Below are 14,686 nucleotides of genomic sequence, written 5' to 3' on the forward strand. Positions count from 1 at the left end.
CTCCCTTTTTTAAAGGGAGGTCGGGAGGGATTTTTAAAATCTCGATACACCAAAACGTGTTGGATTAAGTTCACGTTGTTGTGCTTCATAAATGGTTTGTAGCAAGAAGATCAGGACTTTACGCGTATCTCTTGGATCGATAATGCCATCGTCATGTAACATTGCTGTATTAAACAAAGCAGTCGATTGTTGTTCTAATTTCATCGCAGTGCTTTGCTCTAGGAAATCCAACATTTGCGGATTCGGTTCCATTCCAGAAGCTTTCTGTTTACCTTCTGCGACGATACGCAACACTTTCCCTGCTTGTGCTGCCCCCATTACCGCAACATGTGAATTTGGCCATGCAAAGATAAAACTTGGAGAGAGACTACGCCCACACATCGCATAGTTGCCTGCACCGTAGGAACCAGCCACAATAATCGAGATTTTCGGTACAGTCGCATTCGCAACTGCTTGGATTAATTTCGAACCATGCTTAATGATGCCGTTCTGTTCAGCATCTGTTCCCACCATAAAACCTGTAGTGTTATGCAGGAATAAAAGTGGTCGTTTGGTCTGCTCACACAGATGAATAAATTGTGCTGCTTTGACCGCACCTTGTGGTGTGATAGGTCCATTGTTGGTAATAATGCCAATATGTACGCCACCCATTTTCGCCCAACCACATACGGTTAAAGCATCGTATTCATGTTTAAACTCAAGGAAATCTGAATCATCAACAATACGAGCTACAACCTCTTTCATATCAAAAGGTTGCTTTGGATCTTTTGGAATGATGCCAAGTAATTCTTCAGGTGCGAAACGCGGTTCTTTGTAGTTTTGATTTAGACTAGTGGTTTGTTCCTTCCAATTCAAATGCTCTAAAATCTCACGAGCAAGTCGAATTCCATCAGCATCATTTTCAGCTAAATATTCAGCTACACCAGAAACCTGTGTATGCATTTCAGCACCACCGAGTTCCTCAGCCGTTGCCACCTCACCTGTTGCTGCTAACAATAATGGGGGACCAGCCAATAACATTTCTGTTTGCTTACGGACCGCAATCACATAGTCAGACAGACCAGGTTGATATGCTCCACCTGCTGTAGCATTACCATGTACCACAGAAATTTGTGGAATCCCTGCCGCAGACATCCGTGCTTGATTGGCAAAGGTCATACCGCCATAGGTAAATACTTCGGCAGCATAATTAAGATTTGCCCCACCACTTTCTGTTAAAGTAACAATCGGTAGTTTTTGTTCAAGTGCGATTTTCTGTAAACGTAAGGTTTTCTGTACACCCATCGGTGACATAGTGCCACCTTTGATCGCACTATTGCTAGCAGAGACTAGGCAGCGTACCCCACTAACAAAACCCAAACCCGCAATAATCCCACCACCTGCTTCTGAGCCATCTTTATCATCATGCATGTTGTAGCCAACTAGACCACATAACTCGACAAAAGGTGAATCCGCATCCAATAGTAAGCGCACACGTTCGTGCGGCAAAATTTTACCTTTCTTATCAAACTTTGGTTTAGCCGCATAAGATTTATCAATACTCTTTTGCTGTACTGCACGTACTTCCGCAATTTGATTCAACAAAGCTTCACGGTTTTGTTGATATTGCTCACTACCGACTGCAATTTCAGATTGGAGAATGGTCATTCTTCTTATTCTCCAGCTTTGTCTTTAAAAATTTCTGGAATAAAAGCACGATGGAAACCATTAAAAGACTGGCTATTAGTTGCATCTGCCAATGGATACATGCGTGTTCCTTGAGATGCAGCACCATCAATACGTAAAGTTACCCCTGAAACAAAAGCCGCTGCATCAGAAAGCAAATAACAAATTGCTGAAGAAATTTCAGATTCTGTACCCATACGTTTTAACGGAACATTACCTGCCAAACTTGGAATGATCACTTTGGCAAAGTCACCACTGTAGTTGTCCATACCTGATGAAATAATCCATCCTGGCGCAACTGCATTGATGCGCACACCCGATTTACCCCATTCTACTGAAGCCGTTTTAGTCAGGTTATCCACACCTGAGCGTGCTGCACCTGAATGTCCCATACCTGGCATACCGCCCCACATATCTGCAGTCATGTTGACGATGCTGCCCCCATGTTTAGCCATCCATTGGTTATAGGCTTCACGCATTAAATAGAATGTAGAATGCAAGTTATTGCGAACCACAGCATCAAAGCCATTAGCAGAAATATTTTCCAATGCCGAAGGAAATTGCCCACCTGCGTTATTCACTAAACCATCGAGCTTGCCAAATTTTTCAATGACTTCAGCAATCATGCTTTTGACTTGTTCTTCATCACGGTTATCACAAACGATAAAATGGACTTTTCCACCATCTTCGCTAATTTCTGCTGCAGTTTTTTCTAACTTTTCAATTTTTCGACCTGTAATCACAACTTGAGCACCTAGAGATGCCAGCTCATGTGCTGTACAGCGTCCAATACCTGAGCCACCACCTGTGACGATAATCACTTTGTCGTCAAATGCATCTGCTCTGAAAATTGATTGATAACCCATTTGATTTACATCCCTTACTTATTTTTCTAACAATTTCGCTGGTACTTTGACTGGCATATCTAACAATTGCTGTGCAAAAGCCTTACCTTGGGGATCAATGCGTAAACTTGCGATCCCACCGCCACCTAAGGCATTTTCCAAAATAAAATTCAGTGCATTCATCGCAGGTAATTCATAACGAATGACCTTTGACTTTTCTGGATCTAAAACATGCAGCATATAGTCTGAAACATTTGCTTCAGTGAGCGCCGCTCGAATCCACGGCAAATATTCTGCTTTACGCGCAATCACACCAATATTGCTATGGTTACCTTTATCTCCACTACGAGCATGAGCAATCTCAATCAAAGGCACTTCGATTTCATCGCCTTGATAAGTTGCGACTTCACCAGTTGGATGGGGAGCGAAATTCTGTGTAGCTGAGCCAGTAGGAATCTCAACAGGATGTCGCTGACCAGCAAAATCAACTTCAACCTTGATTTGATCTTTATCAATCAGGAAAGAGAACAATTTCACGACTGCAGAAGCTTTAGGACGACCACCGACAATGCCCGCTAATGCAGGTGCCATACCTGTAGAAGCTTGTGCGATTTCCGAAGCGAAGAACATACATGCTTCTTTAAACATATGTTTGACTGCAATTTTGACCACGACTTCACGGCTTTCTTTAATGCGTGCATGTGCCCCATAGGTGCTTTCAATACCTAAAATTTCGATCGATTTTTCTGTGAATGGAGGAACAGAACGTAAAGCCAATACACGCTCACATTTATTGATAATGGCATTGGCAATGGTTTGTGCTTTCTCAGGCGCTTCGCGGCCTGTGATTAAGAAACTGACTAAAACACGATAACCATCAGCATAAGTGGCACTCACTTTATATTGTTGAGTTGGTGCTCGACCTGTTGCACCTGTGACTTTAACTCGATCATCACCCACTTGTTCTAAATGGACTTGGCTAAAATCAGCTGTCACATCAGGAAGTAAATAGGCTTGTGGATTACCTATTTCATAAACGATTTGCTCTGCGACCGTTGCAGTCGACACTAAACCACCTGTACCTTGTGGTTTAGTCACAACAAAAGAGGAATCTGCACTGACTTCTACAATTGGAAAGCCCATGTTGTCAAAGCCTTGTACCAAACGCCAATCGGTAAAATTACCGCCTGTACATTGAGCACCACATTCAATTACATGCCCAGCCAATGAACCTTGTGCAAGTTTGTCATAGTCATCCAATGACCATTTGTATTCATGCAACAACGGTGCAAGTACCACAGCCGAATCAACAACACGACCTGTAATCACAATATCCGCGCCCAAATCTAAAGCGTCACGAATAGCAACAGCACCTAAATAGGCATTACTGCTCGCCACATGTGCAGGCAAAGGCTCACCATTAAACATTTCTTTGATATTTTTTTGCTGTAGTTCAGTGTGCTTTGGCAATACATCGTCACCAAGTACCACAGCTACTTTTAAATCTAAGCCTTTTTCATCGATGATTTTTTGTAAAGCATCACGACAAGCTAAGGGATTTACCCCACCTGCATTACTGATTACTTTGATTTTCTTTTCAGCAATTTTATTGATCAATGGAGACATCACACGACTAACAAAATCCAATGCATAACCATGATTAGGATCAGTCATCATTGCTTTAGCCATGATTGACATAGTAATTTCAGATAGATAATCAAAGACCAGATAATCAATATCACTCAAATGCACCAACTGAAAAGCAGCTGTATTGGTATCGCCCCAAAACCCAGAAGCACATCCAATTTTTACTAACTTTTGGTCATCCTGCTTGACGCTTGTCATGAGCTTTCTCATTATTATTAAAAACAACACAACATTACCAAGCAAGTGCTTGGTTTGTAAAGTGCAGAATGATATGCTGTATTAGCAAAAACAGACAAATTCAAGCAAATGCTTGTTATAAAAAGATAAGACAATTCATGAAATGAATTTTGCTACAATACACTTTGATTAAACGGGATAGACGGACAGGCATGATCGCAACTTCAATTGAGCAAATACCAAAAATCGTATGTTTTGACGATAGCCCACGTGGACGTTTGCTCTTAGGTGCCGCCTATCTGTTTTATAAGCAAGGCTATGATAAAACCACGGTTCGCCAACTTGGTGAATTTATTGGTATTCAATCAGGTAGTCTCTTTCATCACTTTAAAAGTAAAGATGACATTCTTGCTACTGTGATGGAACAAACCATTATTTATAACTTTGCACGGCTTAAAGAAGCAGCTGAACGCTCAAATGATCCTGAACAACAATTGCGTGATTTAATCAGAGCTGAGCTGATCTCAATTACTGGTGATACTGGTGCGGCTATGGCAGTGTTGGTTCATGAATGGTTTGCTCTTTCTAAAGAAAAACAAGACTATCTTTTGAAAATGCGTAATGAATATGAGCAAATCTGGCTTGATGTGATTGAAAAATTACGTGCTCAAGGCAAAGTCAAACATGATGCATTTATTTGGCGACGTTTAGTCGGTGGTTCTATTTCTTGGACAGTCACATGGTACAGACCTGAAGGTAAAGTTAAAATTGATGAATTGACGGAAATGGTCTGGGAAATGGCTTTGAAATGAGTCAGATCTATTTACGTAAGCCTCAACTCAGTGATTTAGCTGAAATCAAAAAAGCCTACCAAAATAGTGTTCATCTACATCAACCATGGACATATCCTCCTACAGATTTTGAACAATACCTACAGCAAGAATATCGTTATTTTGTCTGTTTAACTGAAAACCATACAATTGTAGGAACCTTTAATATATCGAATATCATTCGAGGTCACTTTCATTCTGCTTATATAGGCTATGAAGCCTTTTATCCATATGTAGGTCTTGGATATATGCGACATGGGCTTCAACTTATTTTACAAGAAGCTTTTCAAACACTGAACTTGCATCGATTAGAAGCGAATATCCAACCTGAAAATTCTCGCTCCATTCACCTTGTGGCAGGAGCAGGCTTTGTTAAAGAAGGGTTTTCACGCCAATATTTACGCGTTGGTGGTAAAGAATGGAAAGATCATGAGCGTTGGGCGATTTTAAATCATGAGTGGATTGAATCCACATAATTTTAAAAGGGGATGAATTAGTGATCACCCCCTTTTTTACCAATTAATATTTCAACTGCTTACTAATCAAATCCTTCATAATTTCTTCCGCACCACCACCAATCATATTCACTTTCACTTCACGATAAATACGTTCTGATTTCATACCTCGCATAAATCCCATACCACCCAAGGTCTGTACCGCAGCATCAGCACAGAATTTCATCGTACGAGTAGCAACGTTCTTAAGCATTGATATCTGTGCAATGAGCTCACTACCTTGCAGTTCTTTTTTTCCCATACGATATGCAGTATCTTCCAACAAAGCACGAGTAGCTGTAAGTTGCGTAGCCATATCGACAAGTTTATGACGTACCACTTGATGATCAATTAAGCGCTTACCAAAGGTTTTACGTTGTTGTGCCCATTCCAAAGCTTCTTCATAGCAAACCAATGCATAACCATAGGCTATAGCTCCTAGCCAAAAACGCTCCATATTAAAGTTATTCATAATTACTTTAAAACCAGCATTTTCCTGACCGAGCAAATGACTTACTGGTACCCTCACTTCATCAAAATGTAGGTGTGCTGTGTCAGAAGCCCACCATCCCATCTTTTTTAAAGGTGATTTTGTAATCCCTTCGCTATGCGCATCCATCAAAAGCATCGAGATCCCTTTTGGACCTTGTCCATTCGGATCTGTACGTACTGCAACCGTATAATAATCAGCTCGAATACCTGAAGTAATAAAGGTTTTCTCTCCGCTCACAATATAATAATCCCCGTCACGAACCGCTTTTGTTTTTAAAGCGGCAACGTCGGAACCACCACTCGGTTCAGTAATCGCTAGGGCTGAAATTTTTTCACCTGCAATAATTTGCGGCATAACTTCATCACGAATCTCAGGACGTGCAAAGTGATGAATCGGTGGAGTACCAATGCTATGAATCATCAATGAAATATGAACCCCACCCGATGCTGCTTTTGCCATCTCAATTGCAGCAAGCAATACATGAAATGCATCAGCGTCAGGAATTCCACCATGTTCTGCATCGAAACCTAAACCAAGTAAACCAATGCTAGCAGCTTTTTGATAAAGTTCTCGCGGAAAAGTGCCTGCTTCATCCCATTCATTTACATAGGGTGAAATTTCTTTTTCAACAAAGTGTTTAACACTATCTGCAAAAGCTAGATGTTCAGATGTGTAATAAATTGGGTTAAGTGATAAACCATCCATGCCTTTTTCCTAAATTATTATTTAACTCATTCTTGTTATGCGGATCAGGCTTTAAACCAACTTCCTCTTGATTTAAAGCCTTTAAAATTTGTATTAATAGCCCAGTTGACGGCTAGCAAGATCTTTCATGATTTCCTCTGCCCCACCACCAATCATGTTAACTTTCACTTCACGATAAATACGTTCGGATTTCGTGCCACACATAAAGCCCATACCGCCTAATGTCTGTACCGCAGCATCAGCACAGAATTGCATAGTTTGTGTTGCAACATTCTTAAGCATACAAATTTGCGCAATCAGTTCATTTCCCTGTAATTCAGGTTTTCCTAAACGGTAGGCTGTATCTTCCAATAATGCGCGAGTTGAAGTTAAACGTGTCGCCATATCCACCAACTTGTGACGAACGACTTGATGATCAATTAAGCGTTTACCAAAAGTCTGACGCTGTTGGGCCCAATCCAAAGCTTCTTCATAACAAACCAATGCATAACCATAGCTACTGGCAGCAAGAAAAAAACGCTCCATGTTGAAGTTGTTCATGATGACGAAGAAGCCCATATTTTCTGCGCCGAGTAAATTTTTAGCTGGCACGCGCACATTATCAAAATGCAAATGAGCTGTATCCGATGCCCACCAACCCATTTTATCTAGTTTTGATTTTGTAATGCCTTCACTATGTGCATCAATCAGCAACATTGAAATACCATTAGCACCCTTCGCATCGGGATCAGTTCTCACCGCAACAGAATAATAATCTGCACGAATACCTGATGTAATAAAGGTCTTTTCACCACTGACAATATAATCATCACCATCTCGCACCGCTTTAGTTTTTAAAGCCGCAACATCTGAACCACCACTCGGTTCAGTAATTGCCAATGCAGAAATTTTCTCTCCCGATAAAATTTTTGGTAATACTTCAACTTTTACTTCTTCTTGAGCAAAATGTTGAATTGGTGGTGTACCGATCGTATGTGAAAGCAAAGATGCAGCCAAACCACCTGATGCACATTTCGCTAGCTCGACTGAAGCAAGTAGAGTATAGAATGCATCCGTCCCCGCAATACCTCCATAATTTTCATCAAAGCCAACGCCGAGCAAGCCAATATCGGCTGCTTTTTTATAAAGCTCTCGAGGAAAGGTTTCTGCTTCATCCCATTCATTAATAAAAGGGCTAATCTCTTTTTCAGTAAAGCGCCTAACACTCTCAGCAAATGCTAAATGTTGCTCAGTATAATATATGGGATTAAGTTGCATGCTTACTTCCTGACGATTATTGGTCATTGTTTTCGAATATTTAGTGAGCACTAAGGTATCAAAACCACAAAAACCAAGCAAGCGCTTGGCAAAATTTAAGATTAAAAAAATATTCAATTGGTTCGTTTACTTTAACTTCCTACAAGGAATCATTTATCCCAATGGAACTTAGATTTTTAACAAACTACGAAATCCTCGAGTTAAATAATAAGATTGAGCACCATTGTGATAAGTGAAAACTCGTCCATAACGACAATCACAGAAAATAGCTCCTCCTTTCACCCGAATATCATCTGGCGTTTTCACCCAACTCGACGTCTTTAAATCACAATGCTCAATAGACTGTAATTGCTTATATTGCTCTTCTGTCAGTAATTCAACTCCCATCACTTCTACTTCATCAACAGCATTGCTAATTGGTTTGTGTTCTTTCCGTGAATTTAGTGCCTCTCGATCGTAGCAAAGACTTCTGCGACCTTTGGGTGATTCTAATGAACAATCATAAAATATGATCTCAGATGAGTCTGAATCTATTGATACTACGTCAGGTTCTCCACCTATTTCTTCCATTTGATGCAATGACCATAATTTATTTGGTACTTGTTTTAATCTTTCCTCAACCTGATACCAACTTAAGTTCAAATGTCGATGCATGTTGTTTTCAAAACGAATTTTTAATTTATCCAATAAAACATTCTTTTGTCTTTCATCCAATTTTTTTCCATTATATTTACACTCCACTTTATCAATAATCTATTATTTATATCTATAGTAAATGATGAAAACTAGAATAACCACCTAATCAAATTTTCACTTAAATGATCCATTTTATAAATATTTAGATTAAAAATAGAACAAAAAATACACCTGACTTTTTAGCTATTATAGAAATTTGAGTTCAGAATTTTTAGATATATTTTTGATTTATTTAAGCTTATAGGACTTACGCATTGACGGATTCAAAAAAGTACTAAAATACTTTATAAAGTATCTGTGATCAGACGAATTAAACATGCTTCTACAGCAACTTGTACTCTACCCATTTATATGGGCTTTCTCATGACAGAACCGAACTCTATTAGCTGCACACAACTTGCCGAGACTTATAATATCTCGCATGATAGTGTAAATCGCTTTCTAGAGCGTGAAGATTACACACCTCACGACCTATATCAAGAATCAATTCAACATATTGATAAAGATAATAACAAACTTATAGTCAGTATTGATGATACTGTTTTAGATAAACCATATAGTCAGCATATGGACTTAGTTAGCTATTTTTGGTCAGGCAAACACCACCGATCCGTCAAGGGGATTAATCTCATTACCTTGTATGCGACAGATCAGAATGGTCAAAATATTCCAATTAATTTCCGAATTTATGACAAATCTGAGGGTAAAACCAAGAATGATTACTTTATGGATATGTTAAGTGAAGTACTCAGTTGGGGTGCAAAGATTCAATTTATTACAGGTGATAGTTGGTATTCATCGACTGGAAATCTAAAAACCATAAGAAAACATGGTATTCGATTTATGTTTGGTATCGACTGTAACCGTAAGGTTTCCCCAGAAAAAGGACAATGGTTTCAACTGCGTTTATTGCCGAATTTCCATCAGGGTCAAGTGGTCTGGCTCAAAGATTTTGGCTTTGTACAATTATTTAAGACTCAGTTAAAAGAACAGCAGAGGTTTTATATTGTGTATCAAGATGAAGATGATTTATTGTCCTTTGAGGGTTTTCATGAATTACATTCAAGTCATTGGAAAATAGAACAATATCACCGAGTGATTAAACAGGTTTGTCATATTGAAAAGTTTCAAGTAAGACGGTCTAAACTGATTTTGAATCATATTTTTTCAGCCTTGATGGCCTACGTGGAGATACAAAAGAACCAGTTTGAGCGGATCTTTGAAAATGTATATCGTTGGCAGAAGAAATTATTTAGACCAATGATCAAAAACTTCATTGATGACTTTATTCTCGATAAAAATCATCTGCTACCACAGAGAATCTATAAATAATAGTGCGTAAGTCCTAGCTTAATTATTTTTATAGTTCTTAGATTTAATATTAACTACGAAATAAAGTTACTAACTATTAGCCTATTTCTCCAGAGATACTCGAATTTAGCCAAAGTAGCGACAAAAATTGCTTCTCCGCAAATATGCATAATTCCCAATGTCGTCATTTCATGCCAAAACCAACATATTAGAATCAAACAAATAATGCACCAAAATCCATTTGCTATCACAAGAATATTGATGAGAGTAGCTGATCGCCTTCTATAATTTGCTAATATAAATGAATAACATGCATACAATAAGTTGGTACAACCAATGAAAATGATAATGTTTTTTGGTAAATGATAAATTTGACTCAACCATTGTGCTGCAAGCAAAACTATTAAACCGGCTAAAACAGCCGCACAACAATCTACCCATAAAATATTCTTTTGAATCATCATTATAAATAGTCTAAGTCTTTATTAGGATAGGGGCTTAGGAAGTTAAAGAGGATTGTTACGGAGTAATTTAAGCAAATCGAGATATAAATTACCGTTCCGATGATTGAAGCGATACTCCGTTTCTTTAAGATGCAAATAAAACATCTTTTTGTCAATTCCATTAAACTTGACGAGTCGCTTTTTAGCATATCCCCAGAATGATTCTATGCCGTTAATATGACGCTCCCCGCATGCAAATTCGTTGTCCCCATGATTCACTCTTAAATGTTTGTCAAAACCAATATCAACTAAACCATCATAGCCTCTCCATCCATCTCTTTTGAGTAGTCCAAATACAATGGTTTTTCCTGATGCACCACGTCCACGTTTTCCTCGAATACGACGAGCACCAAAGTAGGATTCATCAAGTTCAACGATACCGTTGAAAGGAGATATTTCCTCACATTGAGCCGCAATCTTTTTACGCAACCTGATGTAAATTGTATTGATGGAACGTACAGAAATATTGGTGAGTTTAGCTGTATCTGAAGCAGTTAAATCCATGGCAAAAAAGCGAATGATCTGTCTGAATTTTGCCTCTGTGATTCTTGAACGGGAATAGTATCTATTTTTTGCTTTCATATAAGGAAGTTACCATACTTTTTGATATGCTTAACTTCCTAAGCACCTAGGATATTAGCATAAATTCTATTTTCTTTTTTTCAATAAAAAACACCCCCTCTGCGTATGCGGAGGGGGTGTTTTAGAATTAAAAGCTGGCGATGACTTACTCTCACATGGCAAACGCCACACTACCATCAGCGCGAAGAGGTTTCACTTCTGAGTTCGGGAAGGGATCAGGTGGTTCACTCTTGCTATTGTCGCCAGCAAACTGTTGTGGTGTTTTCGGGTCTTATTCACATTAATTAATAATGTTTGCCTTACTTACGATCCAAAGAGTTATTAACGGATTAGATAATTGGTCTGTATTGTAACTAGTTTGTACACTAAATCAAGTTATGTATTGAATTTATCTTGAATACAACAACTGTTTGGGTGTTGTATAGTCAAGCCTCACGAGCAATTAGTATTGGTCAGCTTCACACGTCACCGTGCTTCCACACCCAACCTATCAACGTCCTAGTCTCGAACGGCTCTTTAGAGGAATAAATTCCTAGGGAAATCTTATCTTGAGGTAGGCTTCCCGCTTAGATGCTTTCAGCGGTTATCCCTTCCGAACATAGCTACCCGGCGATGCCACTGGCGTGACAACCGGTACACCAGAGGTTCGTCCACTCTGGTCCTCTCGTACTAGGAGCAGATCCTCTCAAATTTCCAGCGCCCACGGTAGATAGGGACCGAACTGTCTCACGACGTTCTAAACCCAGCTCGCGTACCTCTTTAAATGGCGAACAGCCATACCCTTGGGACCTGCTTCAGCCCCAGGATGAGATGAGCCGACATCGAGGTGCCAAACACCGCCGTCGATATGAACTCTTGGGCGGTATCAGCCTGTTATCCCCAGAGTACCTTTTATCCGTTGAGCGATGGCCCTTCCATACAGAACCACCGGATCACTAAGACCTACTTTCGTACCTGCTCGACTTGTGGGTCTCGCAGTTAAGCGCGCTTTTGCCTTTATACTCTACGCGTGATTTCCGACCACGCTGAGCGCACCTTCGTACTCCTCCGTTACTCTTTAGGAGGAGACCGCCCCAGTCAAACTACCCACCAGACATGGTCCTCGTCCCGGATTACGGGACAGAGTTAGAACCTCAACATTACCAGGGTGGTATTTCAAGGACGGCTCCATTGGAACTAGCGTTCCAACTTCAAAGCCTCCCACCTATCCTACACAAGTAAGGTCAAAGTTCAATGTCAAGCTGCAGTAAAGGTTCACGGGGTCTTTCCGTCTAGCCGCGGGTACACTGCATCTTCACAGCGATTTCGATTTCACTGAGCCTCTGCTGGAGACAGCGCCGCCATCATTATGCCATTCGTGCAGGTCGGAACTTACCCGACAAGGAATTTCGCTACCTTAGGACCGTTATAGTTACGGCCGCCGTTTACTGGGGCTTCGATCAAGAGCTTCGCTTACGCTAACCCCATCAATTAACCTTCCAGCACCGGGCAGGCATCACACCCTATACGTCCACTTTCGTGTTTGCAGAGTGCTATGTTTTTAATAAACAGTTGCAGCGGCCTGGTTTCTGCGGCTGCCAACCGCTCAGGGAGCAAGTCCCATCACCGTCAGCAGCGTACCTTCTCCCGAAGTTACGGTACCATTTTGCCTAGTTCCTTCAGCAGAGTTCTCTCAAGCGCTTTGGTCTACTCGACCTGACCACCTGTGTCGGTTTCGGGTACGATTCCTGTGTAACTGAAGCTTAGAGACTTTTCCTGGAAGCATGGTATCAGCCACTTCACTGTACAAGTACAGCTTGCTATCGACTCTCAGCATAGAGCACCCCGGATTTGCCTAAGATGCATGCCTACGGTCTTCCACCTGGACAACCAACGCCAGGCTGACTTAACCTTCTCCGTCCTCTCATCGCATTACACAGAAGTATTGGAATATTAACCAATTTCCCATCGACTACGCCTCTCGGCCTCGCCTTAGGGGTCGACTCACCCAGCCCCGATTAACGTTGGACTGGAACCCTTGGTCTTTCAGCGAACGGGTTTTTCACCCGTTTTGTCGTTACTCACGTCAGCATTCGCACTTCTGATACCTCCAGCATACTTCTCAATACACCTTCATCGGCTTACAGAACGCTCCCCTACCACTTGACTAATGTCAAATCCGCAGCTTCGGCACATAGTTTTAGCCCCGTTACATCTTCCGCGCAGGCCGACTCGACTAGTGAGCTATTACGCTTTCTTTAAAGGGTGGCTGCTTCTAAGCCAACCTCCTAGCTGTCTATGCCTTCCCACATCGTTTCCCACTTAACTATGATTTTGGGGCCTTAGCTGGCGGTCTGGATTGTTTTCCTCTTGACTACGGACGTTAGCACCCGCAGTCTGTCTCCCGGATAGTACTCATTGGTATTCGGAGTTTGCATCGGTTTGGTAAGTCGGGATGACCCCCTAGCCGAAACAGTGCTCTACCCCCAATGGTATTCGTCCGAGGCGCTACCTAAATAGCTTTCGGGGAGAACCAGCTATCACCAGGCTTGATTAGCCTTTCACCCCTATCCACAAGTCATCCCCTGGCTTTTCAACGACAGTGGGTTCGGTCCTCCAGTTAGTGTTACCCAACCTTCAACCTGCTCATGGATAGATCGCCTGGTTTCGGGTCTATACCCAGCAACTAAACGCCCTATTAAGACTCGATTTCTCTACGGCTCCCCTATTCGGTTAACCTCGCTACTGAATATAAGTCGCTGACCCATTATACAAAAGGTACGCAGTCACCGAACAAGTCGGCTCCCACTGCTTGTATGCATGCGGTTTCAGGATCTATTTCACTCCCCTCACAGGGGTTCTTTTCGCCTTTCCCTCACGGTACTGGTTCACTATCGGTCAGTCAGGAGTATTTAGCCTTGGAGGATGGTCCCCCCATATTCAGACAAGGTTTCACGTGCCTCGCCCTACTCGTCATCATTATGTGTGCCCTTTCGTGTACGGGAATATCACCCTCTACGTTCGCACTTCCCAGAGCGTTCCACTAAAACACACATAACTTAATGGGCTGCTCCCCGTTCGCTCGCCGCTACTAAGGGAATCTCAATTGATTTCTTTTCCTAAGGGTACTGAGATGTTTCACTTCCCCTCGTTCGCTTCATAAACCTATGTATTCAGTTTATGATACCCGCCTTATAGCGGGTGGGTTCCCCCATTCAGAAATCTCCGGATCAAAGGATATTTGCCGCCTCCCCGGAGCTTTTCGCAGGCTATCACGTCTTTCATCGCCTCTGACTGCCAAGGCATCCACCACATGCACTTAATTACTTGACTATACAACCCCAAACAGTCGTTAACACATACAAGTGAGTGTTATCGTTGCAAACTTAATTGCTACTGGTTTGTTGTCTGTGAATTTAATCACCATACAGCTTCAATCTAAATTCATATACCAAAACGCTTGATTCAGTGTTTTTGCTAGTTCTCAGATTAAATATTAATT

At 41.2% G+C, this 14,686-nt stretch carries 11 protein-coding genes and 2 rRNA genes; 3 read left to right on the top strand and 10 right to left on the bottom strand.

Translation table 11 applies throughout. The features are described from left to right. Positions 1-33: 33 nt before the first annotated feature. From R2H34_RS13935 to R2H34_RS13945, 3 genes are read right to left on the bottom strand one after another with little or no spacing between them, the layout of a single operon-like run. On the bottom strand, positions 34-1,647 hold the full coding sequence (locus tag R2H34_RS13935) for an acyl-CoA carboxylase subunit beta (RefSeq protein WP_087539364.1): 1,614 nt from the start codon (positions 1,645-1,647) through the stop codon (positions 34-36). 5 nt (positions 1,648-1,652) lie between these two features. Continuing rightward, positions 1,653-2,531, bottom strand: a complete 879-nt coding sequence (locus tag R2H34_RS13940; RefSeq protein ID WP_087539362.1) for an SDR family oxidoreductase — start codon at positions 2,529-2,531, stop codon at positions 1,653-1,655. An 18-nt stretch (positions 2,532-2,549) separates the two neighbouring features. Next, positions 2,550-4,355 carry an acyclic terpene utilization AtuA family protein gene (locus R2H34_RS13945; protein WP_087539360.1) on the bottom strand — a complete coding sequence of 602 codons (1,806 nt, stop codon included), beginning with the start codon at positions 4,353-4,355 and terminating at the stop codon, positions 2,550-2,552. 191 nt (positions 4,356-4,546) lie between these two features. On the opposite strand from R2H34_RS13945, the gene R2H34_RS13950 reads away from it, so the two are divergent. Continuing rightward, a complete protein-coding gene (locus R2H34_RS13950; RefSeq protein WP_004909069.1) occupies positions 4,547-5,146 on the top strand; it encodes a TetR/AcrR family transcriptional regulator in 600 nt (199 codons plus the stop codon). Further along, positions 5,143-5,640: a GNAT family N-acetyltransferase gene (locus R2H34_RS13955; RefSeq protein WP_004909071.1), complete on the top strand. Its 498-nt coding sequence runs from the start codon at positions 5,143-5,145 to the stop codon at positions 5,638-5,640. The genes R2H34_RS13950 and R2H34_RS13955 overlap by 4 nt, the downstream gene beginning before the upstream one ends. A gap of 43 nt (positions 5,641-5,683) precedes the next feature. Here the strand turns inward: R2H34_RS13955 and R2H34_RS13960 are convergent, their stop codons facing one another. From R2H34_RS13960 to R2H34_RS13970, 3 genes are all read right to left on the bottom strand, one after another. Then, the gene (locus R2H34_RS13960; protein WP_004909073.1) at positions 5,684-6,856 is read right to left on the bottom strand and encodes an acyl-CoA dehydrogenase family protein; all 1,173 of its coding nucleotides are present in this window, start codon (positions 6,854-6,856) and stop codon (positions 5,684-5,686) included. Between the two features lie 93 nt (positions 6,857-6,949). Then, positions 6,950-8,113, bottom strand: a complete 1,164-nt coding sequence (locus R2H34_RS13965) for an acyl-CoA dehydrogenase family protein (RefSeq protein WP_004909075.1) — start codon at positions 8,111-8,113, stop codon at positions 6,950-6,952. 168 nt (positions 8,114-8,281) lie between these two features. Further along, complete coding sequence (locus R2H34_RS13970) at positions 8,282-8,767, bottom strand: DUF4256 domain-containing protein (RefSeq protein ID WP_410487169.1); 486 nt, start codon at positions 8,765-8,767, stop codon at positions 8,282-8,284. A gap of 339 nt (positions 8,768-9,106) precedes the next feature. On the opposite strand from R2H34_RS13970, the gene R2H34_RS13975 reads away from it, so the two are divergent. Beyond that, positions 9,107-10,141: a transposase gene (locus R2H34_RS13975; protein ID WP_318342312.1), complete on the top strand. Its 1,035-nt coding sequence runs from the start codon at positions 9,107-9,109 to the stop codon at positions 10,139-10,141. Positions 10,142-10,194: 53 nt separating this feature from the next. Here R2H34_RS13975 and R2H34_RS17970 read toward each other — a convergent pair whose 3' ends face one another. The 4 genes from R2H34_RS17970 to R2H34_RS13990 form a co-directional block, all read right to left on the bottom strand. Then, a complete protein-coding gene (locus R2H34_RS17970; protein WP_004909079.1) occupies positions 10,195-10,584 on the bottom strand; it encodes a hypothetical protein in 390 nt (129 codons plus the stop codon). A 42-nt stretch (positions 10,585-10,626) separates the two neighbouring features. Continuing rightward, the gene (locus tag R2H34_RS13980) at positions 10,627-11,205 is read right to left on the bottom strand and encodes a transposase (RefSeq protein WP_087541044.1); all 579 of its coding nucleotides are present in this window, start codon (positions 11,203-11,205) and stop codon (positions 10,627-10,629) included. 132 nt (positions 11,206-11,337) lie between these two features. Beyond that, positions 11,338-11,452, bottom strand: a 5S ribosomal RNA gene (gene rrf, locus R2H34_RS13985). Between the two features lie 174 nt (positions 11,453-11,626). Beyond that, positions 11,627-14,517: ribosomal RNA gene (locus R2H34_RS13990) — 23S ribosomal RNA — on the bottom strand. Between the last annotated feature and the right edge of the window lie 169 nt (positions 14,518-14,686).

This window comes from Acinetobacter sp. 16 (assembly GCF_033439925.1).
GTDB lineage: Bacteria > Pseudomonadota > Gammaproteobacteria > Pseudomonadales > Moraxellaceae > Acinetobacter > Acinetobacter junii.